Consider the following 20,892-nt stretch of genomic DNA (forward strand, 5'->3'; position numbering starts at 1 on the left):
ATCAGGTATCGACGCCCTGGACATGAGCCCTGATCTCGTCCAGCCGGTCCAGCAACTCGTCCTCGCGCTGGTCGAAGGCTTCCTCGTCGATTTCTCCCGCCACGAGCGCTCGCTCAAGTGCGGCAAGTTCCCGTTCGACGGGGGCTGGGTCGTAGTACTCGTTCTCCGCAGCCTCGACGACGCGCTCCATGACCCAGGCCACGCCGCGCACCGGCGCCAGCGGAAGAGTTGCGAGTTGAGTCAGCAGTCCCATGAGGACTCCTCAGACGAAGCTGTAGGCGGGCAGCGGGCCGACCAGTCGCAGGTCGAAGTCCTCGCCCAGTTCCTTGGCGATGTCCTGTTCCGCGCCGAGGAAGGTCTTCTCGTGGTCCCGCTCCACAAGGAAGGACACACTCAGGAAGTCGTTCCCGGTCGGCTGCGACGAGCGTTCTTCCCGAGCGAATCCGCGCAGCGCATCAAGGACTTCGACGGCGAGCCGTTCCTGCCGCGCTTGCACTTCTTGAGAGACCAGCTCCCCGAGGGCGAGCGGCAGTTCCGGGCTGCTGCGGCCGCTTCTGATCTCCTCGTTGAGCTCACGCGCCTCGTCGGACTCCCGAAGGATTTGGCGCAGCAGCGCATCCTCGTCATGGGCGGCCTTCAGGTGGTACTCCACGCAGCCCTCCAGCGCCCGCAAGCGTTCGCTGAATTTATCTGTACCGTCCTCCAGGACCGCTCGTACAGCGTCGTCGTCCACGGTGGTGAAGCCGAACTGCAGTGGCAAAACGGTGCCGTCGGCCATCATCTGTTCCTGGACGGCCTGGTGGGCGCCGAGGTCTCGGCGTTTGGGACGCAGCTCCTCGGGCGCGTCGCTGACGACCGCGGACAGCACTTCTGTGTGCACCGTGCGGAGGGGCGCAGGCGGGTCCCCCACCCCGTGGAGGCCGTCCAAGCGCTGCGGATGGGTGGCCAGAACAATGGAATACACGTATACGGCCATGGTTCACTCCTCGCGGCGTCGGGCGGCAGGCCGACGCCGCGGCCGCTCCCGCCTCTCCTCGGGCTCCTTGCGCCTCTTTTCCGACTGCTCGGCCTCCTCGTCGTCACGCCCTCCCTTCAGGGCGTCGGTCAGCACGTCAGCGGCCCCGCTGAGCGCACCCTTGGCTTTGCCATGCGCTCCGCCCTCGGTCACCTCGCCGACCAGGTCGGTCAGCTGAGACGGAGCCTTGCGACCCTCTTCCAGGTCGAGGCGGTTACAGGCCTCCGCGAAGCGCAGGTAGGTGTCCACGCTCGCCACGACGATGCGGGCATCGATCTTGAGGATCTCGATGCCCACCAAGGACACACGCACGAAGACATCGATTACCAGGCCGCGGTCCAGAATCAGCTCGAGGATGTCGTAAAGGTTCCCCGACCCTCCTCCGCCGGCCCTGGAAATGGTTCCTCCGCCCTGCGGCACCATAGTCATGGTGCCTCCTTTCAGCTGCTCACACGTAGCGCCGGACGAGGCCGCTTCCGTTCGTCCGTCGAGCGGTGCAGCAGTGGTATTCCGGCCCTAGCCACGCGGGTCGATCTGGGCTCGGGTGTAGCGGCGGGTGCGCTCATATGCCAGCAGTTCGCCTTCCTCGTCCAGCGTCACCCGGTAACTCGCCATCACGCTGGTCGTGCCGGGGATACGCTCCAGCTCCAAAACTTCCACGTCCGCCTGCCAGCCGCCCTCCGTCGGCTTCAACGCCGAAACGGACTCGGGTGCTCGCCCCAAAAGCTCCTGGAGCTGCTCAGCCGCATAACGCATGGCTCGCGGGGCCGAAACCCGACGTGCCGCACGCTTCGTTTCGTTCGTGCCGCTGCTGGCCCGTCCGGTGCTGGCTTTCCCGGCGGTCTTCTTGACGGGCTTCTTGCTGGACGGACGCCGGACGCGTCCTGTCTCGTCCTCTTCGCCTACGGCCATGTTCCCGCTCCGGAATCGGAGACGACATGATGCCCGCGTCACCTTCACAAGACGCTGTTCCATGATATACGGCCTGGGCCGACCGCATCTCGGAGCTCGCACATTGCTTCAGCTCCGGACACAGCCTCCTAACCGCGTGCCCGCTAAGGACTGTCCCGTAATCCCTGGTGGATCAGCGTGCGGCGTCGGACGCGGTGCATCGCAAGGCAGAGGGACGCCCGAATACTGGATGTATTCGGGCGTTCCGACAACACGGCGAGGGATGGGGTCTCCCCTGCTCGAGCGCAGCCGAGAGCTTGGGGAAGTGGCTGCCGTCGCACGCCCGCCAGGGATTACGGGACAGCCCTTAGCCTCCCCACCGGCTGCATAGCGCCATCGCTGCCGCACATGAAACGCCGTGAATGGTGGGGGGGTGGGCGCACTATCCCTTGAGGAAGAAATCGCTTCCACTGAGGCCCTGGGCGCAGATGACGAACACAAAGGCGGTCATCATCATGCGCGTTTCGCAAGTGATGGAACGCCGGGGTTCATTCTTGTTGACCCGTTCCCCGACGGCCCTGGACGCATGTGCCCATTCCCTGAGCAGTTGCCCTTGCGGCGCGCAGGGAACACAGTAAAAAAAGAGAGGCCTGTGCGAGATCGGAGAACGCCGTGATCATTCTCGGAATCATTTTGCTTGTCGTCGGGTTCGTGACCGGTATCTCCATACTGTGGACAATTGGGATAGTTCTCGCGGTTATCGGGGTTGCCTTGTGGATCTTGGGGTCGCTGGGGCACGCGGTCGCTGGTCGAAGGCACTACTGGTAGCCCGGCAGAGTCTCGCCAATCAGCGACTTGTACAGGAGCCTTTCTCCGCTGGAGGTGTTTTCCGGCCTTTGGTTGGACGCCGCCGCAGATTTCAGGTGCTGCCGACCCCTAGAAACTTTGAGCAGGCCGCCGAATAGGTCACCGAAGGCATAGTCCCTCATCCACGTCGTCTGTGGCGACGACGTGGATGAGCACGTTCAGGCGGTCCGCAGTCCCACCCGCGGAAGTTCCTGGCGCGCCTCTTCCGAAGCAGAGCCGCCTTTGGCCCCGCACGGAACCACGGTCGTCAACGGCCGTCCGCGCCGCAGCACCAAGCCGTGCACGAACTCCTCTCCCAGAGAGGCTCGTTGCATGGAATCAGCCGGGATTTTCACAAGAGGTTCGCTGGGGGCTTTCACAACGCCAGGCTGCGGCCCGACAAGATTGGTGGTCTGCGGCCCCGAAACGGGTAGGCCCCTGCCTGAAGGCGACGCCAGTCACGGCGTCACCTCTGCCGTCCCTGCCCCCTGGAGGGGGTTACGTCCTCTTCCTCCTCTTCTTCTCCCTCGTCGTACTCGCCTTCCTCTTCGTCCTCGTCCTCAGGCTCGTCCTCGTCCTCGTAGTCTTCGTCGTCGGCCTCGTCCTCGTCCTCGTCCTCGTAGTCTTCGTCCTCGGGCTCGTAGTCCTCGGGTTCCTCCTCGTAATCCTCGTCTTCGGACTCCTCGTCTTCGGACTCCTCGCCTTGTGAGTCCTCCTGCTCGGCGGCCTCTTCTTCCATGGCGTCTTCGTGGGACACGACAACTTCACCGTCCCGGATTTCACCGCGCCAGCCCTCGGGCTCTTCCTGGGCAAGGGTGACGTATCGCTGAAAGTGCTTGAAGTCGAGTCGCATTCGGCGCCCTTGGGCGCGCCACAGGTTGCCCGTCTTCTCGAAGAACCCGGACGGGTAGTACTCCACGGCCAGGACGATTCGAGTCAGGCTGGGTGCCAACTCATGGAAACTGACCGCACCACGGGTAGTTCCCTTGGCCCCCTCGGATGTCCAAACGATGCGGTCGTCGGGAATCTGTTCCTGGACAGTCGCTTTGAAGCCGCGCGAGGAAGGGCCGACTTTGACCTTCCAGTCACTGGACATCTCATCGCTCTTCGAGACATCGCGAACACCCTTCGCGAAGCTGCTGAACTGGTCGTACTGCGTCCAGTGGTCGTACGCGACACGCAGGGGCACTCCCACATCGAGAACCTCGATGATGTTCATGACCTTGCCACCGCTCGACTTGCGCTTCCCCTTTCCACCGCCGAACGCTTCCTTGACCTTCCCCACGACTTTGTCCTTGACGCCCTTGGCTTTCTCTCCGACGAATGCCTTCAGCGGGGAATCGCCCTGGAGAATACGGGAGCCGATCGCAGGAAGCGATCCGCTCTCGGCCACATCGGTGAGCTGCCCAGTGACATCGGTCAGTTTTTCGCCCGCCTTCTCGGCGAGCCTCTCCACCTGTGCACTGAGGAAGTTGGACGCCTCTTCGCGAAGCCGGTCCGCACCCGACATTTGTGCCGTGGGCTGGTCTGTTTCCGTCCTGGTCATGACTGGCTACCTCCGGCGATCGGCGCGCTTGGACGCTGCTCGCTTCGACGACGTCGTCTTCCGTGCGGCGGACTTCTTGGCCGGCGCAGTTTTCTTCGCAGCCGTCTTCTTTGGCGGGGCCGTCTTCCGGGCGGCAGGCTTCTTGGCCGGCGCAGTTTTCTTCGCAGCCGTCTTCTTTGCCGGGGCCGTCTTCCGGGCGGCAGGCTTCTTGGCCGGCGCAGTTTTCTTCGCAGCCGTCTTCTTTGCCGGGGCCGCCTTCCGCGCGGAAGACTTCTTGGCCGTCCGAGGCTTCTCTCCATGGGCGGGAGCAGCCTTCTTCCGCGCCGCGCCTCCTCTGGGCTGGGCTGATTGACGAGAACTGCGGCGCTGCTTCGGCTGCCTCGCTTCCGGCTCTTCCTCTTCCTCCTCGTATTCCTCTTCTGGCTGCTCCTCCTCTTCCTCAGCCTCCTGGCCCTCGTCGTACTCGGCCTCCGGCTCTTCCTCTTCCGGTTCCTCCTCTTCCTCGTACTCTGCGCCTCTCTCTTCCAGCTCGTACTCCTCCTCGTCCCCCTCTTCCTCCCCCTCATCCTGCTTCTCACCGAGCCGGGCCGTACGGTCGCTGATGGCGTCGGCAAGCGAACTCATGCCCCGGTCGGCGGCGGCAGCCACTGCCTTACGGCCTGCGTCGAAGACTTCCCCTTTCAGCTGCTCCTGCAGCTCGGCGAACTGGGGAATCTCTCCTAGTCTGCGCATCCCTTCGGCTGCAAGCTGTCGGGGTTCTAGGCCGAATCGTCTCCCTGCCAGGTACGTTGCTATGGTCAGGGCCAGCCGGCCCTTTTTCGTCCGGCCCAGCACATAGCCGCCCACTACCGCGGCCGCGAGGGTCACCTTGGCTGTGTCATCCATGAGTGCGTCACCTTCGATCGTTCGGTGCGGGGCCGACCTAGCCGGTCGAGTAACCCTTCCTCTTCCCGGTTCGAACTCCCTCCGTGTCGATATATCCGTCTTCAAGTTCCCATTTCAATAAAGCCAGCTGGGCGCGGAGCACTCCTGAGTCGTGCAGTTCGCGCTCGGCAGTGTCGCGGAGCTTCCGCCACCCCGACCAGACCGTGGACCGCTGCGATGGGAAGCATGAGCAGTCCCATGGTCAGACTCCGGCGGCCTGAACATGAGTTCCTGCAGCGGCGAAGAATTTGCAACAGGGCGGCGGACCCTCAGGACGCGGCTCGACGTGTTCACGATGCGCGCTTCCAAATCGCTCCGCCGCGCCTCGCAAGTCGTGGCTTTCACCGCCGGGCTGTCGTACTTCTGCCATGCATTCAAGTCTGATCGGTATCGGGCGCCTCGCACCTTGAGCGGAGCTGGCGGGCACATCAGCCGGGGTGGGCGGCCGCTGTGGGGGTCGATGTTTTGGCGGTATAGCGGACAACGGCACGAGCCCATCCTTCATCTGCCGTGTGGCCACAGTCCTCTTGGCCCCCGTAACGCTTTCGCCGTGACCGATCAATTCCTTCCGCCGCACCTGGGGCAAGTGCGTGGAGATGCTGCTCACCAGCCGTGCACCAAGGCCACAGACATTCGGCCCACTGCTGCTAAACGGCGAGCCCCTGGCAGCGCGGCTCGAAGGAGAACACCAACGACATTGGCTTCTCGTCGCAGACACCTGAGCGGCCGGAGGTCGTGGCCGCCGGACTCAACAGCCGACCACGAAAGACACTCGACTGGGAAACCCCGGCCGAGCGTCTCACTGATCTACTGGACCCAGTCAGCTGATGCGCAGTTGGGGCTGATCCTCTCAGCCTTTCGCTCGCCCCGCGTCCTGGGGTAGTCCTTCGACGACTTCCGCAAGTCGCCGCAGCATGCTGCGGTGCCGGATCTGCGCAAAGGCGTCTATAACTGCGTTGTGGAGACTCCCTCCCAGGCCGCGCAGCGGATGCTCGTCGAGAATGACCAGGGTCTTGTCGCCCCACGGCCGGATGTCGAAGGCGATCCGTGCCGTACCCAACGGCCCTCCGTACGCTTCGAGTTCCAGTGCGTGCGGCGCATCGAGGCGACGGACCGTCGTATGTCCGTGGAACTCTTTCAGCCCCACACGCACCGTGTATTTGATCGACGATCCGACTTCCGGCCAACACCCGTTGCCCGGGGCGGAGTCCAAGGTCCCCACCACCCAGTCCGCGTAACGGCTCTCGTCCTCCAGAACCGCCCAGAGCGCGGACGGCTCCCGGGCGATGAGCTTATGACGTACAGCCATGTGTGCTCCCATCCGGGACGCTGAATAGCACGCGGCATCCGAGCGCACCGGGATCACAGCCGCCGCTGGACATCACCGTGGCCGCGTGCACGGGTTGCCGGAGTGGGGCAGCACTACCAATAATGCCGTCGACCGCCCACCGCATGCCCGACAGCACCCAGGATCCAAAGAACGATGCCGATCGCGACGAGCACGATGCCTATAGTCCACAGGATCGATATGCCGGCCACCAAACCGATGACCAGCAGAATGGCGCCGAGGATGATCATGGCGTCCTCCGTTCTCCCAGGTCTTTTTAGTATGCGCCTCACACGTATATGCGGCGATGCAGACCGCGCGAGGCGATCGTCGACCAGACCAGGCAAAGGCCATGCCACGAGGGCAGGCACATCCTGCGCTTCCGCCTGGCCGTCATCATCGCCAGTGCCGCTCGGCACCAGCGACGCCGTATCGGGCCGTCAGCGCCCGGCAGAAGCCTCTGCCGGGCGGTCAAGGCCCGCGGTCCTTCCCCAGCAAAGGCCGCGCTGAGGCGCGCACCGAACGCCTTCGACATCACCCTCGAAGGCAGGCCGTCTCTCAGCGGCCCACCCGATACCTCAACAGCGTGAGCTGCCACGCTCGTTTGGCAGCCCTGCGGGAGATCACCACACCCATGCCACACCAATCCCCCGTGGACAGCCCTTAGGCGACGCGGCGGGAGCGGTGGCGGACTTCCCGGAGCCGGACCTCCGACGGTAGGCGGTCCAGGCCTGCCGAGTCCCGTGCGTTTGCGAGCGTTTCCCCGCTCAGTTGCTCCAGAGTCCTCACCGGTTCTGCATGAGGGTCGAGCAACAGCCGTACTCGTGCGGCCGGAGCAGCAGGCCGACCCGTCAGCCGCACATGAACCTGCGAGATCCCGTCCAGCACCTTCGCCTCTTCCTCGATTGCGTCCTCCAGCGCACGGCCGTTGAGTCGGGCCGCCACATCACCTTCGCTCTCGATGAGGACCTGGCCCGGCCGGTGTCTGTGCAACTGCGCCAGTAGCCACCAAAGCAGCAGCGCGAGAAGCACGACGAGCACCGCAATGACGGCCGGCCACCACCAGCCCTCCTCCCGCCATCGGACGCGTCCCCAGGTCCCCAACACGACATCCTCCGGGCCTCGGAAGGGCCACCAGCCCGGCATGTCGAACCCCCAGTGGCGCTGCAGATCCAGCCCACCGAGCAGCACGCCGCCGCCCAGGGCGAACAGTCCAAGGCCGAGCAGTCCCAGCAACACCCGGTTCACTGCCTTGAGCATGGGACACCTCACCCCTTCTTCGGGCGCCGGACGCGCACGTCCAGGGTGGGCTTCCGGGCGAGACCCAAGTTCGCTACGGCTTCGCTCAGCGCGGCGTCCAGATCCGCGTGGACCTCGTTGAGATCGCGGAAATGTGCCTGTGCCCGCGCTCTGACTTTCCGGCGGCCGAAATCGACCCGTGCCGATTGCACACCGGACACCCGTACGGCCCGGTCGCGCAGATTCAGTGCGGCTGCGTGGCGGTCGAGCCCGGCGCGGACCTCCACTGTTCTGGCAATTCCGGTGGGCTGCCGCATGGGTAGCACTCTGCGCAGCCCCGGCGTCACCGCCAGCAGGAAAAGCAACAGGCCAAGGGCCATCGCCACCGCGGCCCCGACGATCATCCAGATGTCATCCAGCGGTCGTGTGGCCAGTTCCTCGGCGAGCCGCCGTCGCCAGCTCATCCCGGGCTGGTCTGCCCGCACCGAGACCACGTCGTACAGGAGCAGCCCCATGCCTGCGACGGAGAGCAGCGCCACAATGGCTGCGGGAATCCGTCGCGCTGACCAGAAGCGGCGCGCCGACCGGCCCGATTCGTGGACCGCTGCTGTCGCGCCCCCAGCGGGGGTACCTGCGGATGAAGTTGCCTGTCCCGTACCGGAGGGAACGTCACAATCGCCGGTCGGCTGCCGCCTGGTGTTCGCGCTCATCTCACTCTCTCCCGGTCTCTATGCCGCGAGTGCACCGAGTGCAGCCTCTCGACCGACACCGTGAGTTCGGAGACGTCCATGCCGGCCCATGTCCTGAGCTGCTCGATGACCTCGCGGCGCACCGCAGCGCACTGAGCGCCGATGTCGGACGGATAGCCCAGCTCCACGGCGATACGCATCCGTACTTCGCCGAGCATGTCCGGACGGCCATGGGTGGTATCGCCGACTCGTCCTGCGGCGTGCTCGTTCCGCTCCGGTGCCCGCCGCACAGACGTCGTCACGCGTGGTGCCCGGCGGCCGGGCGGTACACGGCGGGCCGAATCGGTGAACCGGCTCAGCGCCTCGCGGGCTGCGTGGGAAGCGATCTTCGCGACGGCATGGTCGGAGACCGTGGTCGCACCCCGCTCTCTGCGGGGAACGCCCGGAGGACGCTCGACGTCACTGGTCACTACCGTCAGTCCCCCTGAGCCTGTCACCGGTTATCACGCATCCGCTGGTGGTCGTCATGGCGGCGGCGGATGAAGTCACCCGGCTCGAGATCACCTTCCATCAAGCGCCCGGCGACAAGTCCGACGGCGCCCAGTACCAGCACCAGCAGGAAGGCCCAGAAGCCACCGAAGTACCCGGCGAAGCCCAGTGCCATTCCGGCAATCAAGCCGACCACAGCCTTGCTCATCACGCGCTCCTTCGCTCAAGCGGGCTTCTCCCCCTTGGCTACTGGACCCGCTGCTGCTCCCCTTCGTCCTCCTCGTCGGGCAGCTTCACATCGCTGACCGCGATGTTGACTTCCACGACTTCCAGGCCCGCCATCCGCTCCACTGCGGAGATCACGTTCTCGCGCACGTCACTGGCCACGTCCGTGATTGAGACGCCGTAGTCGACGACGATCTCCAGATCGATGGCCGCCTGCAACTCGCCCACCTCGACACTGACCCCGCGCGTGACGGACTTACCGCTACCTGCGCCGGGCATCCGCTCCCGCATGGATCCCATCGAGCGTGCAAATCCACTACCCAGGGCATGGACGCCGAGCACATCGCGAGCCGCCATTCCGGCGATCTTCTCTACCACCACGTCGGCAATGGTCGTCCGACCGCGAGAGCCGGGCGCGCTGGCGTGCTTTCCGCCGGTGTTCTCAGTCATCGGGCTATTCCTCCCTGAAGGAGATCACCTAGCACTCTTTAACCGGATTATATTCGTTTTAGTGGGATCTATCAGGGTTTGAGTCATGAGACGGAGGGTTCAACGAGTGGTACGAAGTGCCCCTGCCCAGAGCATCTGCGGGATCGAGGCGCACTGCAGGAGGAAGAGAACCGCGACCATGGAAGAGGGCGAGAGTCCGGTGAAAACTGAGGCATGGATGCAGGCAGTACGGCGCCAACTCGACCTGGGTCGGCTGCTCCCTCTCGGAGGGCCTGACGACGGGACGTGGATCACCGAGCAAGCAGCCGTCCGGGCCCTCGGGCGCACGGCCGCCGAGATTCCCGGCGTTCGGCTGGAAAGCCTGCGCATCGGACCGGCATCACTCGGACCCGTGTCCGAGCCGTCCGTCCGTCCGCCGGCCAGCGCGCTACCCCCTGGCCCGCTCAGGATCGAGGCCGCATTCACCGCATTCATGGGGCAGCCACTGCCCCGCACCGCGGAGCAGTTGCGGAGCGCATTGCTCGATGTGGCCGCGGAAAGACTCGGCCTGGCCACTGAGTCAGTTGATCTGCGCGTCACAGATCTCCACGAGGGCCCGGAGAGAGGCGTCAGGCCACAGACCGCAGAGAACGCCATGGGGCCCCAGCCAGAGGCTGCAGCCGCGCGAAGCTCGCTTCCAACGACCGGAACGGGACCCATGCGGGGCCCCTTCGGGGAGCTGGCCAATGTCGCAGCGGCTGTTCCGGGCGTGGCCCGCCTCACCGCTGTGCTGGGAAGTCGCCCGGTCAAAGTGGAGCAACATGACCAACCACCAGGCCGGCACATCGAGGTCCAGCTTGCGGTCGCTCCTGGGTACCATCCGCTGGAAGTAGCCCGCGCCGTCCGGGCGGCGGTAGCCGACGCAGCCACCAGTGACACCTCGGGCCCGGTAACCGCCGCCGTCCTCATCGCAGAAACCGCGGCCTGACCTCTCCGTTTCACTTGGGTACGGCGAGACTGACGGCCTTGTGCATGTTGGGGTGAGGCGTGTTGAGCTTGTGGTTGGCGTTTTGATCACGCCGGTGTGGTGGGCAGTACCAACTTGTACTTCGCGTCCGCTCCGATCGCTCGCCGACGTGGTCGGTCGAGCAGCTCGGCATCTCTGCGGGTCTGCCAGGCCGACCCCAACTCCGCCATCAAATCAGCGATCACAGCCGCTGAAAGCCCGTGACCCGACGCACCGACGTGATCAACCCACGTGCCCTGCATCCCCACCACGCACGGCCCAACGAGCCGGTAGGGCCATCGTCACCGCTGACCATGCACGAGGTCGCAAGGGTTGTCCCGCAACTGTTCTTGGCATGAGGGTGATTGGTCGGGACTGGCTCCTGGGGACCACTGGGGCCCTCCGCCGCCACGGTCGTGGACTGTCCGGTTTGATCACTTGGTGTCCAAGGTGGCCCAGGGCGCGGCGGGTGGCGGATGGGGACCGTTCACGAACCGCCGGAGCGGCACGAGGATCTGATGAGGAGCAGGGCGTGGGAAGTCTGTTGAGGAGCGTCTCCGGGGTCCGCTGGGGAGAACTGCGCGATGCGACGGGAGCTGTGGCCGGCGGTGTTCCCCCTCTGCTGTCCCGGATCGCATATGGAGATGGAGACACGGCCCGCACCGCCATCGATGACCTGGGCGATGCCATCTGCGCGCTGGGGTTCGTCGTCGGTGAGGCGACAGCTCCCACGGTCCCGTTCCTTCTCGAACTGGTCGGGTCCCCGCACGTGGCCTGCAAGGCCGAGTTGTTGGACCTACTGGGAAGCATCTGCCGGACCGACCAGTGGCACTCCGCCGCTGCGGCGACCCAGGACCGCAAGCACGACACGAGCTACCGGCAGCAAACCGGCTGGGAGGCAGCCGCAAGGGCAGCCGTGTACGCCGGCCGGCCAGTCATCGAGGGTGTTGCCTCCTCCGTACGGCCGGAGGAGGCAACACCTGATCGGAAGTTGTTGCAGGTGATGGACGACACCCCACCGTTCCCGACGCTATGAGCGGTCATTGCGGGACAGCCCTTGGGGCATCGCTCGATCAAGGTCACGGTGGCCAAGTACGGCCACCTCACCCAGGACGGCCGGGAACGCTGCCGTCAGGTGGTCGAGGTGGCCGTGGCGCCGCACATGCTCACAGCAGGCCGAACGATCCCAGGACGCGACGCTGCCTCGGCGTCGGCCTTGCGGGCCAGTACAGGTAGCAGACCCCGCCCGTACCGCTTCTGACCTTGCCGTTCGCGTCGTAGCGCTTGGTGCGGAGCCAGATGGTTTCCCACTCCCGGCGCTTGTAGACCCGGCGCACCGCCTCGTTGTCCGGCGAGGCCGGGTCGTTCGCGATGATGTCGCCGTCGCCGGTGAACCCGATCACGGTCATCAGATGGCCGGAGGTGCCGTAGCCGGCGCCGGTCAGCTCCTCCTTGAGGAAGGACTGCGACGTTATGGCCGGGATGCCCGCGCGGACCAGTGTCTCCAGGTCCTTGAGCGAGTCCAGCCGGGTCACCACCGAGCTCATCTCGTCGTACGTCGCGGCGTACGCGGCGTTGAACGGCCAGTTGCCGCAGCCCTCGTACTGGTAGTCGTAGGTGAACCGGGCGGCGTGGCAGACCTGGGGGTCGGCCAGGCCGGGCTTGACCCAGGCGAGGTCCTCGGCGGTGGGGCGGCGGCCCCAGTACTCGATGATCATCTGCGAGGAGGTGGGGCTGCACCAGGCCTCGCCGCCGTTGTCGTACTCGGGGTACTGGCCCGCGTGGACGTTCTGCGAGTAGCGCGGGACCCGCAGCTCGCGGGCGAGGCCGGGGGTGCTGGCCGGCACGGTGAAGCGGTCCGGGATGTCGGAGGCCATCGCGCCGATCCGCCGGACGGTGGGCGTCAGGTGGCTGCCCGGGGTGCGGTGGAGGGTGAGCCGCAACCGGTAGGAGTCCAGTCGCAGTCCGCTCGCCGGGTCGTCCACCGAGAAGGTGTCGGTCCAGATGGAGCTCTTGCCGTCGGTCTGGTCGTCGACGGAGGTACGGCGGATGTCGCCGTCGCCGGCGGCCCAGCGGCCCATGACGTACCAGGGTGTCCAGGTGCCGTCGGAGTAGCTGCCCAGGAGCTCGACCTGGATCCAGGTGCCCGCCGGGGTATCGGCGTTCCAGGAGGCGATCACCTCGGTCGCCGGAACCGAGGACCGGTGGACCGGAGAGGTCCAGGTCGCGTACTCCCAGGTGGCGGTCCTGCCGGTGTGCGGATCGGTGTAGTCGGTGCGCGCCGTGGCGTGGTCGATCACCAGCCCGGGACGGCGGCCCGCGACGACTCGCGTCCCGGCGCCGGTGCCGGAGCGCCAGTCGGTGTAGCTGTGCCAGAAACGGTTGTCCACGGCAGGGGCCTGGGCCGAGGGGGCGTGGGGCGGGGTGGCGGAGGGAGCGTCGGCGGACGGCACCGCTGCGGCGGCGGTCGCGGAGCCTGCGGACGACACCGTCCCGGCGGCGGCCGCTGCCGCCAGCGCGGCAGTCAGCACGGTTCGGCGTGAGGTCGGTCTGTTCATGGGCGAGACCCCCGGTCGGAAGCGGAATGGGGCTGCTGGGGCCGCTCGTCCGGATCATGCCGGGCTCGCGTGCCCCGGCGCCTGATCCGGCCTGACCCAAACGAAAGACCCCAGGTGCACGACAGTGCGCCAACTATTGCGGGTCGTGGCCGGATCCGGCCAGCGATTCGGCTCACGTCGGCAAACCAATATTGGTCTGGACCACTGGCATGACCTGCGGTTGCTCCGGAGCGGCTCGTAGGCTGGTGGGCATGAACGACCTCTCGCTCCTCGCCGGGCGGCTGCACGCCCTTGCGCCGTCCTGCGGACCGGTCCGGCTGATCGCCGTGGACGGCCATGCGGGCTCGGGGAAGAGCACCTTCGCCGCCCGCCTGGCCGCCGCGCTCGGCGGCGCCCCCGTCCTGCACCTGGACGACATCGCCGCGCACGACTCCTTCTTCACCTGGACCGACCGGCTGCGGGAGCAGGTGCTCGTACCCCTGGAGCGCGGCGAGCGAGCGCGGTACGCGCCGTACGACTGGACCGCGCGGAGCTTCGGAACGCCGCGCACCCTGGAGCCCGCGCCGGTGGTCCTGATCGAGGGGGTCGGGGCCGGGCGCCGGGCACTGCGGCCGTCGCTGGCCCGGCTGCTGTGGATGGACCTTCCTGCCGCGCGGTCCTGGGAGCGCGGCCGACGCAGGGACGGGTCGGCACTCTCGGAGTTCTGGGACGGCTGGACGGCGGCCGAGGCACAGCACTTCTCGGCCGACCCTTCCCGCCCCCACGCCGACACTCTGGTACGGCAGTTGCCGGTGGGGTACGAGTTGCTGGAGGGGCCCGGAGCGCCAGCAGGAACGGACCATTCCGTCACGGACCGTGAGCGCGTGGCCCCGTCGTCCTGAATGGTGAGAAATCGCCCCGGAAGTGCCCCAACCCTGCTTGACCCGAGGGCGGTACAGGTCTTACGTTCTCAATGTGCGGCTTTTCGAAGCCCCGACAGACGCGAAGCCCCCGGTTGTTCCCCCGTGATCGGGGGCTTCGTTCTGCCCTCACGCCCCTTCCCCCACACCGGTCCGGCGGATTCCGCTCACCCTGGGTCACGGCCTCCCTTCGGCCTGCGGCGCTCTTAGCCGCACACTCCCTGCGCAGGTACGATGCCTCTCGGTGCGGTCAATTCCCGTCCGTGGCAAAGTGATTCGGCGCCCCCGGGTGGGCAGAATCGTGCGGCGGGACATCCTGGGGGCACGGTTTGTGGGGGACCAGATGGACATCGGCACTCAGGGCGCACAGGCCCCGGCCGACCTCGCCTGGCTGCGCGGCGTGGACGCCTACACCATGGGCGCCTACCCACAGGCCGAAGAGGAGTTCAGGGCCGCGGTCCGGCTCGATCCCGGCATGGCGGACGGCTGGCTCGGCCTCCATGCGCTGAGGGTCGACACGACGACGGCGCTGCTGCGCATGTACCGCCATCGCGAACGCTTCGGCGAGCAGCGCACCCGCCACAGGCGCACGCTCAACTCCTGGTACTGGCTGGGCTGGTGGGTGCAGCCGGTGCTGGAGAGCGCACGCGACCTGCTGCTGGCGCACGCCTCGCACTGGCTGGACGGCCGCCACGTCCCCGAGCTGGACCGCGCCCTCGCGGGCCTGCCGCCGGTGGACGCGGACCCGCAGGTGCGCTTTCTGCACGCCTGCCGCTCGTACCTGGTCAAGGACTGGGAGCTGCTCGTACGCAACACCGAGCAGCTGGTGGACGATCCGCTGCTCGGCATCGAGGCGGGGCTGTTCGGTGGCATGGCCCGGGTGCGTCTGGAGATGTACGGGCAGGCCGAGCCACTGCTCGCCACCGCGCTGATGCGCTGCCGCAGCGAGCAGCCGCAGCGCAAGGAGCTGCGCTACTGGCTGGCCCGTGCGCACGAGGGCACCGGCCGCAGCGCCGCCGCCCTGCCGCTCTACCGGGCGGTGCACCGGATCGACCCGGCGTTCATGGACACCTCGGCCCGGCTCGCCGCGATCGCGGACTACGACGGCCTGGAGGGCTCCGACGAGGCCGCGGGCCTGGCCGCCGTGTCGCTGGCCGGGCTCGGCACGGACGGCACCGTGTCGGAGGCGCAGCCGGAAGCGGATCCGCTGCTCGGCGCCGATCCGGTGGACGGCCGGGAGCTGCGGCCCGGCGGCGAGACGTCCGGCCTTCCGGGCGTCGTGATGCCGCCGCCGTCCGGCGGGGCGCGGCGCAGGGGCGCGGCGCCCGGACAGCCGCCGGCCCCGTTCCCCGCGGGGCCCAGCGATCCGGTGCTGCTCGCCGAGGCGCTGGCCGAGCTGGAGCGGATGGTGGGGCTGGAGCCCGTCAAGCGCCAGGTCAAGGCGCTGTCCGCGCAGCTGAACATGGCGCGGCTGCGGGCCGGTCAGGGGCTGCCCGTGCAGCCGCCGAAACGCCACTTCGTCTTCTCCGGCCCGTCCGGGACCGGCAAGACGACGGTGGCCCGCATCCTGGGCCGGGTCTTCTACGCGCTGGGGCTGCTCGGCGGCGACCATCTGGTCGAGGCCCAACGGGCGGATCTGGTGGGCGAGTTCCTCGGCCAGACCGCGGTCAAGGCCAATGAGCTGATCGACTCGGCGCTCGGCGGGGTGCTCTTCGTCGACGAGGCGTACAGCCTCGCCAACAGCGGCTACAGCAAGGGCGACGCGTACGGCGACGAGGCGTTGCAGGTCCTCCTCAAGCGCGCGGAGGACAACCGGGACCATCTCGTGGTCATCCTCGCGGGCTACCCGGAGGGCATGGACCGGCTGCTGGCCACCAATCCGGGGCTCTCCTCGCGCTTCACCACCCGGGTGGACTTCCCGAGCTACCGGCCGCTGGAGCTCACCTCGATCGGCGAGGTGCTGGCGGCGGAGAACGGCGACGCGTGGGACGAGGAGTCCCTGGACGAGCTGCGTTCCATCAGCGGCCATGTCGTCGAGCAGGGCTGGATCGACGAGCTGGGCAACGGCCGGTTCCTGCGCACTCTGTACGAGAAGAGCTGCGCCTACCGCGATCTGCGGCTCTCCGGCTACCCGGGAGTGCCGAGCCGGGACGATCTGGCCACCCTGCGGCTGCCGGACCTGATGCAGGCGTACGGCGAGGTGCTGTCCGGCCGGGGTCCGGTGGACCGGGGGCAGCAGGAGCCGCCGGCCCTGTGAGCCCGGTCCGCCGGAGCGACCGGGCACGGCCCCTCCGGCAACCGGGAGTACGGCCAGGGCCTCTCGTTTGGATCATGCCGGGCTCGCGTGCCCCGGTGCCGCACCTCGCTGCGTTGTCGTCGGTCGCCAGGGCCCCGCCCTGACTCCCTCCTCCGTCTTACGATGCACGGCACCGGACCCCGCTCGCTGATCCGGCCTGATCCAAACGAAAGACCCTATCGCACCGACGCGGTGAGTTCGCCGTATCCGGTCGTCGTGCTCGCGGGCTCCACCGCGCGGCGCGGCACCGCCACCCGGTGGGCCGGGTCGCGCACCTCGCCGACGAGCATCTCCAGGACGTCCTCCATGGCGACCAGGCCGAGGATCCGGCCGGAGGCGTCGGCGACCTGTGCGAGGTGCGTGGCCGCCCTGCGCATCACGGTCAGGGCGTCGTCCAGGGGCAGCTCGGCCCGTACGGTCGCCATCGGACGCCATACGTGCTGGGGGACGGCCCGCTCGCCGTCCTCCAGGTCCAGCACGTCCTTGACGTGGAGGTAGCCCATGAACGGACCGCCGCCCTCCGCGCACACCGGGAACCGCGAGTAGCCCGTCCGTACGGTCAGCTCCTCGATCCGGTGCGGGGTGACGGACGGGTCCACGGTCACCAGGGAGGCGCGGTGCAGCAGCACATCGGTGACGGGCCTGCTGCCCAGCTCCAGGGCGTCCTCCAGCCGCTCCTGCGCCTCCGGCTCCAGCAGTCCGGCCTGGCCGGAGTCCTCGACGAGCCGGTTGAGCTGCTCGCTGGTGAAGACGGCCTCGACCTCGTCCTTCGGTTCGACGCCGAAGATCCGGAGCACCAGCCGGGCGCAGGCGCCCAGTGCGGCGGTGACCGGGCGGCAGACGCGGGCGAAGCCGACGAGGCCGGGGCTGAGCCAGAGCGCGGTCTTCTCCGGCGCCGCCATCGCGAGGTTCTTCGGGACCATCTCGCCGATGACGAGGTGGAGGAAGACCACGAGAGCGAGTGCCAGGACGTAGCCGAGCGGGTGGATGAGGCCCTCGGGCAGGTGTATCGCCTGGAAGACCGGCTCCAGCAGATGGGCGACGGTCGGTTCGGCGACGGCACCGAGGGTCAGTGAGCAGACGGTGATGCCGAACTGGGCGGCGGCCATCATCTGCGGCAGGTTCTCCAGGCCGTACAGCACCTGGCGGGCCCGGCCCGAGCCGGCCGCCGCGAGGGGCTCGACCTGGCTGCGCCGTACGGAGACGAGGGCGAACTCGGCACCGACGAAGAAGCCGTTCGCCAGCACGAGAAACGCGGCGAAGAGCAGTTGGACCAGGCTCATCGCACGGCCTCCAGGACGTCCTCGGCCACCGGGGCCTCGGCGGTGCGGACGAAGCGGACCTTCTCGGCGCGGTAGTGGCCGACCTGGCGGACGGAGATCCGCCAGCCGGGCAGCTCGGCCCGGTCACCGGGGGCGGGGATGCGTCCCAGCAGATCGGCGACGAGTCCGGCCACGGTCTCGTACGGCCCGTCGGGGACGTCGAGCCCTATCCGGCGCAGGGTGAGGACCCGGCAGCTGCCTTCGGCGTCCCAGGCCGGGCGGCCGTCCTCCGGGGCGGCGGGGGCCAGCTCGGGCCGGTCGGCGCCCTCGGCGTCGTGCTCGTCCCTGACCTCACCGACGAGCTCCTCGATGATGTCCTCCAGGGTGACGACTCCGGCGGTGCCGCCGTACTCGTCGACCACGACGGCGATCGGCTGCTCGTTGCGCAGCCGCTGGAGCAGCTGTTCGACGGGCAGGGTCTCCGGGACCAGCAGCGGCGGTACGGCGATCCGTCCGGCGGGGGTGCGCAGCCGGTCCTGGGCGGGCACGGCGAGCGCGTCCTTGAGGTGGATCATGCCGACGACCTCGTCGATCCGCTCCCGGTAGACGGGGAAGCGGGACAGGCCGGTGGCGCGGGTGAGGTTGAGGACGTCCTGTGCGGTCGCCGAGGACTGCAGGGCGCTGACCTTCACCCGTGGGGTCATGACGTGCTGGGCTGTGAGTCCGGCGAGCGACAGGGTCCGTACGAAGAGGTCCGCGGTGTCCTGTTCGAGGGTGCCGGCCTCGGCCGAGTGCCGGGCCAGGGAGACCAGCTCCCCGGGGGTGCGGGCGGAGGCCAGCTCGTCGGTGGGTTCGACGCCGAGCAGCCGCACCAGCCGGTTGGCCACGGTGTTCAGCAGGCTGATCACCGGCCGGAACACGGCGGAGAAACGGTGCTGGGGACCGGCGACGAACCGGGCGACCTGGAGCGGCCGGGAGACCGCCCAGTTCTTGGGCACGAGTTCGCCGATCACCATCTGGACGGCGGAGGCCACCATCATCCCGATCACCACGCTGATGCCGGGAACGGCTCCGTCGGGCAGCCCGGTCGCGGTGAGCGGGCCGTCGAGCAGCTGGGCGAGGGCCGGTTCGGCGAGCATGCCGACGACCAGTGAGGTGATGGTGATGCCCAGCTGGGTGCCGGAGAGCTGGAAGGAGAGTTCTCGCAGGGCTTCGACGACGGTACGGGCCCGCCGGTCGCCCTCGGCGGCGGCGCGCTCGGCGTCCGGCCGCTCCACCGTGACGAGCCCGAATTCGGCTGCCACGAAGAATCCGTTGGCGAGGATGAGAAGGAATGCCGCGCTCAGAAGCAGCAGGGGGGTGGTCATGCCGCCGCCTCCGGGGAAGGGGCGGCGCAGGTACTACCGGACGATCCGTCCATTGCTGGAAGGAGTCACTCCTTGGGTCGCAGGAAAGCCCCGCCGGTCTCATGGACCTCTGGGTGCGGGGCGGGGTGCACAGGGGCACCGCCGCCCTCCAGAGTAATCAAGAAGAGGCCGTACGGGGCAGGGGGCTCAGCCGATGTCTGTTCCGGTACCGCGGCTCTCGGCGAGGGCGCGGAGCGTACGGGCGTCACGGATGGCCTGCTGTTTGGCGATTCCCGGCTGGATGCCGAGGGCGGGCATGCTGGTCCCGTCGCTGAGGTCCAGATAGACCCAGGGGTCGCCGACGCGCAGGTTGACCCGGAGGATCTCCGCCCAGGACAGCCGGCGCGTCCGGGTGAGATTGACCACGGTCACCCCGTCCTCGTTCGCGACGACCTTCGGGCGGCTGAGCAGGGCGAGCACTCCGAAGAACAGCAGTGCCGTGAAGACGAAGCTGGCCCGCTCCCCCGGACCGAGCTGCTCCAGGGTCAGCGCGACGGCGGTGATGACGAGGAACATCACCGCCCCCACGGTCAGCAGGACCACCCGGGTCCGGGTCGGCCGGAACGTGACGGGGAGGGTGGGGAGTTCGGGCCGGGGTGCGGGGGCGGACATGGTGTTCTTCTGTCTTCCGGGTGGTCGCCGGGCCGTCAGAGGCGGCAGGCGTGGATGGCGGTGGTGAGGATGGCGCGGGCGCCGAGGTCGTACAGATCGTCCATGATCCGCTGGGCCTCCCGGGCGGCGACCATGGAGCGGACGGCGACCCAGCCCTCGTGGTGCAGCGGCGAGATGGTCGGCGACTCCAGGCCCGGGGTGAGGGCGACCGCGCGCTCCAGGTGCTCGACGCGGCAGTCGTAGTCCATCATCACGTAGGAGCGGGCGACCAGGACGCCCTGGAGGCGGCGGAGGAACTGCTGCACCTTGGGGTCGTCGTCCGGTGCGCCGGTGCGGCGGATGACGACGGCCTCGGACTTCATGATCGGCTCGCCGATGACTTCGAGTCCGGCGTTGCGCAGGCTGGTGCCGGTCTCCACCACGTCGGCGATGACCTGGGCGACACCGAGCTCGATGGCGGTCTCGACCGCGCCGTCGAGGTGGACGACGGAGGCGTTGACGCCGACGTCGGCGAGGTGCTTGGCGACGATGCCCTCGTAGGACGTGGCGATCGTCATGCCGTCGAAGTCCTGCGGGCCCTTGGCCGTGCCGGGCTTGGTGGCGTAGCGGAAGGTGGAGCGGGCGAAGCCGAGCTGCAGGATCTCCTCGGCGTCCGCGCCGGAGTCCAGCAGCAGGTCGCGGCCGGTGATGCCGATGTCGAGGCGGCCGGAGCTGACGTAGATCGCGATGTCGCGCGGCCGCAGGTAGAAGAACTCGACCTCGTTCTCGGGGTCGACGAGGACGAGTTCCTTGGACTCCTTGCGCTGCTGGTAGCCGGCCTCATGGAGCATCGCCATCGCAGGCCCGGAGAGTGAACCCTTGTTGGGGACGGCGATGCGCAGCATGAGGTCAGGTTCCTTTGCGAGGAGGGAGTGCCGGTGCGGATGTGCGGACGTACTGGTGCGGAGGTGGTGCTCAGAGGTGGGCGTAGACGTCGTCGAGCGAGATCCCGCGGGCGACCATCATCACCTGGACGTGGTACAGCAGCTGGGAGATCTCCTCGGCGGCGGCGTCCTTGCTCTCGTGCTCGGCGGCCATCCAGACTTCGGCGGCCTCCTCGACGACCTTCTTGCCGATGGCATGGACGCCCTTGTCCACGAGCTCGGCGGTACGGGAGGTGGAGGGGTCGCCGTTGGCGGCCTTGAGCTGCAGCTCGGCGAAGAGCTCTTCGAAGGTTTTGTTCGCCATGATGGT

At 67.9% G+C, this 20,892-nt stretch carries 24 protein-coding genes; 5 read left to right on the plus strand and 19 right to left on the minus strand.

Going from position 1 to position 20,892, the window contains the following annotated elements:
* Position 1 precedes the first annotated feature (1 nt).
* The 4 genes from ACFYY7_RS33160 to ACFYY7_RS33175 all read right to left on the minus strand — a co-directional run bounded on the left by ACFYY7_RS33160 (position 2) and on the right by ACFYY7_RS33175 (position 1,927).
* Complete coding sequence (locus tag ACFYY7_RS33160) at positions 2–253, minus strand: gas vesicle protein GvpG (protein ID WP_388667530.1); 252 nt, start codon at positions 251–253, stop codon at positions 2–4.
* Between the two features lie 9 nt (positions 254–262).
* Positions 263–976 carry a GvpL/GvpF family gas vesicle protein gene (locus tag ACFYY7_RS33165; RefSeq protein WP_388667531.1) on the minus strand — a complete coding sequence of 238 codons (714 nt, stop codon included), beginning with the start codon at positions 974–976 and terminating at the stop codon, positions 263–265.
* A gap of 3 nt (positions 977–979) precedes the next feature.
* The gene (locus ACFYY7_RS33170; protein ID WP_351268618.1) at positions 980–1,444 is read right to left on the minus strand and encodes a gas vesicle structural protein GvpA; all 465 of its coding nucleotides are present in this window, start codon (positions 1,442–1,444) and stop codon (positions 980–982) included.
* An 87-nt stretch (positions 1,445–1,531) separates the two neighbouring features.
* Positions 1,532–1,927 (minus strand): gas vesicle protein, encoded by a 396-nt coding sequence (locus ACFYY7_RS33175; protein WP_388667532.1) that lies wholly within the window; start codon positions 1,925–1,927, stop codon positions 1,532–1,534.
* 651 nt (positions 1,928–2,578) lie between these two features.
* Here ACFYY7_RS33175 and ACFYY7_RS33180 point away from each other — a divergent pair.
* On the plus strand, positions 2,579–2,734 hold the full coding sequence (locus ACFYY7_RS33180) for a DUF6131 family protein (RefSeq protein ID WP_388667533.1): 156 nt from the start codon (positions 2,579–2,581) through the stop codon (positions 2,732–2,734).
* A gap of 484 nt (positions 2,735–3,218) precedes the next feature.
* Here ACFYY7_RS33180 and ACFYY7_RS33185 read toward each other — a convergent pair whose 3' ends face one another.
* From ACFYY7_RS33185 to ACFYY7_RS33225, 9 genes are all read right to left on the minus strand, one after another.
* Positions 3,219–4,298, minus strand: a complete 1,080-nt coding sequence (locus ACFYY7_RS33185) for an SRPBCC family protein (protein ID WP_388667534.1) — start codon at positions 4,296–4,298, stop codon at positions 3,219–3,221.
* 6 nt (positions 4,299–4,304) lie between these two features.
* Positions 4,305–5,183, minus strand: a complete 879-nt coding sequence (locus ACFYY7_RS33190; protein ID WP_388667535.1) for a histone protein — start codon at positions 5,181–5,183, stop codon at positions 4,305–4,307.
* Positions 5,184–6,072: 889 nt separating this feature from the next.
* Positions 6,073–6,531 carry an SRPBCC family protein gene (locus ACFYY7_RS33195; RefSeq protein WP_388667536.1) on the minus strand — a complete coding sequence of 153 codons (459 nt, stop codon included), beginning with the start codon at positions 6,529–6,531 and terminating at the stop codon, positions 6,073–6,075.
* A 113-nt stretch (positions 6,532–6,644) separates the two neighbouring features.
* Entirely contained in the window at positions 6,645–6,800 is a 156-nt protein-coding gene (locus tag ACFYY7_RS33200; protein ID WP_388667537.1) for a DUF6131 family protein, read from the minus strand.
* Between the two features lie 412 nt (positions 6,801–7,212).
* Positions 7,213–7,809: an alkaline shock response membrane anchor protein AmaP gene (amaP, locus tag ACFYY7_RS33205; protein WP_388667538.1), complete on the minus strand. Its 597-nt coding sequence runs from the start codon at positions 7,807–7,809 to the stop codon at positions 7,213–7,215.
* Positions 7,810–7,817: 8 nt separating this feature from the next.
* Positions 7,818–8,498: a DUF6286 domain-containing protein gene (locus ACFYY7_RS33210; RefSeq protein WP_388667539.1), complete on the minus strand. Its 681-nt coding sequence runs from the start codon at positions 8,496–8,498 to the stop codon at positions 7,818–7,820.
* On the minus strand, positions 8,495–8,695 hold the full coding sequence (locus tag ACFYY7_RS33215; RefSeq protein ID WP_388667540.1) for a hypothetical protein: 201 nt from the start codon (positions 8,693–8,695) through the stop codon (positions 8,495–8,497). The genes ACFYY7_RS33210 and ACFYY7_RS33215 overlap by 4 nt, the downstream gene beginning before the upstream one ends.
* Before the next feature lie 275 nt (positions 8,696–8,970).
* Positions 8,971–9,174 carry a hypothetical protein gene (locus tag ACFYY7_RS33220; RefSeq protein ID WP_351263383.1) on the minus strand — a complete coding sequence of 68 codons (204 nt, stop codon included), beginning with the start codon at positions 9,172–9,174 and terminating at the stop codon, positions 8,971–8,973.
* A gap of 38 nt (positions 9,175–9,212) precedes the next feature.
* Positions 9,213–9,641, minus strand: coding sequence for an Asp23/Gls24 family envelope stress response protein (locus ACFYY7_RS33225; protein WP_388667541.1), 429 nt, complete (start codon positions 9,639–9,641; stop codon positions 9,213–9,215).
* A 178-nt stretch (positions 9,642–9,819) separates the two neighbouring features.
* Here ACFYY7_RS33225 and ACFYY7_RS33230 point away from each other — a divergent pair, with 178 nt between their 5' ends.
* Positions 9,820–10,608: a hypothetical protein gene (locus ACFYY7_RS33230; protein ID WP_388667542.1), complete on the plus strand. Its 789-nt coding sequence runs from the start codon at positions 9,820–9,822 to the stop codon at positions 10,606–10,608.
* A 550-nt stretch (positions 10,609–11,158) separates the two neighbouring features.
* Positions 11,159–11,662 (plus strand): hypothetical protein, encoded by a 504-nt coding sequence (locus ACFYY7_RS33235; RefSeq protein WP_388667543.1) that lies wholly within the window; start codon positions 11,159–11,161, stop codon positions 11,660–11,662.
* Between the two features lie 130 nt (positions 11,663–11,792).
* On the opposite strand, the gene ACFYY7_RS33240 is transcribed toward ACFYY7_RS33235, so the two are convergent.
* Positions 11,793–13,184, minus strand: a complete 1,392-nt coding sequence (locus tag ACFYY7_RS33240; RefSeq protein WP_388667544.1) for a peptidase C39 family protein — start codon at positions 13,182–13,184, stop codon at positions 11,793–11,795.
* Positions 13,185–13,435: 251 nt separating this feature from the next.
* Between ACFYY7_RS33240 and ACFYY7_RS33245 the strand changes: the two genes are divergently transcribed.
* The gene (locus ACFYY7_RS33245; protein ID WP_388667545.1) at positions 13,436–14,065 is read left to right on the plus strand and encodes a uridine kinase; all 630 of its coding nucleotides are present in this window, start codon (positions 13,436–13,438) and stop codon (positions 14,063–14,065) included.
* A gap of 361 nt (positions 14,066–14,426) precedes the next feature.
* Complete coding sequence (locus ACFYY7_RS33250) at positions 14,427–16,340, plus strand: AAA family ATPase (protein WP_351263391.1); 1,914 nt, start codon at positions 14,427–14,429, stop codon at positions 16,338–16,340.
* Between the two features lie 215 nt (positions 16,341–16,555).
* Here the strand turns inward: ACFYY7_RS33250 and ACFYY7_RS33255 are convergent, their stop codons facing one another.
* The 5 genes from ACFYY7_RS33255 to ACFYY7_RS33275 form a co-directional block, all read right to left on the minus strand.
* Positions 16,556–17,662, minus strand: a complete 1,107-nt coding sequence (locus ACFYY7_RS33255) for a hemolysin family protein (protein WP_388667546.1) — start codon at positions 17,660–17,662, stop codon at positions 16,556–16,558.
* Positions 17,659–19,008 carry a hemolysin family protein gene (locus ACFYY7_RS33260; RefSeq protein WP_351263397.1) on the minus strand — a complete coding sequence of 450 codons (1,350 nt, stop codon included), beginning with the start codon at positions 19,006–19,008 and terminating at the stop codon, positions 17,659–17,661. Before ACFYY7_RS33260 ends, ACFYY7_RS33255 begins: the two co-directional genes overlap by 4 nt.
* 186 nt (positions 19,009–19,194) lie before the next feature.
* Complete coding sequence (locus tag ACFYY7_RS33265) at positions 19,195–19,659, minus strand: PH domain-containing protein (protein WP_388667547.1); 465 nt, start codon at positions 19,657–19,659, stop codon at positions 19,195–19,197.
* A 35-nt stretch (positions 19,660–19,694) separates the two neighbouring features.
* On the minus strand, positions 19,695–20,543 hold the full coding sequence (gene hisG, locus ACFYY7_RS33270) for an ATP phosphoribosyltransferase (protein WP_388667548.1): 849 nt from the start codon (positions 20,541–20,543) through the stop codon (positions 19,695–19,697).
* Positions 20,544–20,613: 70 nt separating this feature from the next.
* On the minus strand, positions 20,614–20,886 hold the full coding sequence (locus ACFYY7_RS33275) for a phosphoribosyl-ATP diphosphatase (protein WP_018524273.1): 273 nt from the start codon (positions 20,884–20,886) through the stop codon (positions 20,614–20,616).
* Between the last annotated feature and the right edge of the window lie 6 nt (positions 20,887–20,892).

The organism is Streptomyces sp. NPDC001933, assembly GCF_042890955.1.
In the GTDB taxonomy this organism is placed as follows: domain Bacteria; phylum Actinomycetota; class Actinomycetes; order Streptomycetales; family Streptomycetaceae; genus Streptomyces.

Coding starts and splice junctions, on each gene's coding strand:
- ACFYY7_RS33260 (WP_351263397.1), bottom strand. CDS start 19,008: ATGACCACCCCCCTGCTGCTTCTGAGCGCGGCATTCCTTCTCATCCTC.
- ACFYY7_RS33250 (WP_351263391.1), top strand. CDS start 14,427: ATGGACATCGGCACTCAGGGCGCACAGGCCCCGGCCGACCTCGCCTGG.
- hisG (WP_388667548.1), bottom strand. CDS start 20,543: ATGCTGCGCATCGCCGTCCCCAACAAGGGTTCACTCTCCGGGCCTGCG.
- ACFYY7_RS33210 (WP_388667539.1), bottom strand. CDS start 8,498: ATGAGCGCGAACACCAGGCGGCAGCCGACCGGCGATTGTGACGTTCCC.
- ACFYY7_RS33240 (WP_388667544.1), bottom strand. CDS start 13,184: ATGAACAGACCGACCTCACGCCGAACCGTGCTGACTGCCGCGCTGGCG.
- ACFYY7_RS33185 (WP_388667534.1), bottom strand. CDS start 4,298: ATGACCAGGACGGAAACAGACCAGCCCACGGCACAAATGTCGGGTGCG.
- ACFYY7_RS33215 (WP_388667540.1), bottom strand. CDS start 8,695: ATGCTCGGCGAAGTACGGATGCGTATCGCCGTGGAGCTGGGCTATCCG.
- ACFYY7_RS33190 (WP_388667535.1), bottom strand. CDS start 5,183: ATGGATGACACAGCCAAGGTGACCCTCGCGGCCGCGGTAGTGGGCGGC.
- ACFYY7_RS33245 (WP_388667545.1), top strand. CDS start 13,436: ATGAACGACCTCTCGCTCCTCGCCGGGCGGCTGCACGCCCTTGCGCCG.
- ACFYY7_RS33170 (WP_351268618.1), bottom strand. CDS start 1,444: ATGACTATGGTGCCGCAGGGCGGAGGAACCATTTCCAGGGCCGGCGGA.
- ACFYY7_RS33230 (WP_388667542.1), top strand. CDS start 9,820: ATGGAAGAGGGCGAGAGTCCGGTGAAAACTGAGGCATGGATGCAGGCA.
- ACFYY7_RS33175 (WP_388667532.1), bottom strand. CDS start 1,927: ATGGCCGTAGGCGAAGAGGACGAGACAGGACGCGTCCGGCGTCCGTCC.
- ACFYY7_RS33275 (WP_018524273.1), bottom strand. CDS start 20,886: ATGGCGAACAAAACCTTCGAAGAGCTCTTCGCCGAGCTGCAGCTCAAG.
- ACFYY7_RS33200 (WP_388667537.1), bottom strand. CDS start 6,800: ATGATCATCCTCGGCGCCATTCTGCTGGTCATCGGTTTGGTGGCCGGC.
- amaP (WP_388667538.1), bottom strand. CDS start 7,809: ATGCTCAAGGCAGTGAACCGGGTGTTGCTGGGACTGCTCGGCCTTGGA.
- ACFYY7_RS33165 (WP_388667531.1), bottom strand. CDS start 976: ATGGCCGTATACGTGTATTCCATTGTTCTGGCCACCCATCCGCAGCGC.
- ACFYY7_RS33225 (WP_388667541.1), bottom strand. CDS start 9,641: ATGACTGAGAACACCGGCGGAAAGCACGCCAGCGCGCCCGGCTCTCGC.
- ACFYY7_RS33265 (WP_388667547.1), bottom strand. CDS start 19,659: ATGTCCGCCCCCGCACCCCGGCCCGAACTCCCCACCCTCCCCGTCACG.
- ACFYY7_RS33195 (WP_388667536.1), bottom strand. CDS start 6,531: ATGGCTGTACGTCATAAGCTCATCGCCCGGGAGCCGTCCGCGCTCTGG.
- ACFYY7_RS33160 (WP_388667530.1), bottom strand. CDS start 253: ATGGGACTGCTGACTCAACTCGCAACTCTTCCGCTGGCGCCGGTGCGC.
- ACFYY7_RS33255 (WP_388667546.1), bottom strand. CDS start 17,662: ATGAGCCTGGTCCAACTGCTCTTCGCCGCGTTTCTCGTGCTGGCGAAC.
- ACFYY7_RS33220 (WP_351263383.1), bottom strand. CDS start 9,174: ATGAGCAAGGCTGTGGTCGGCTTGATTGCCGGAATGGCACTGGGCTTC.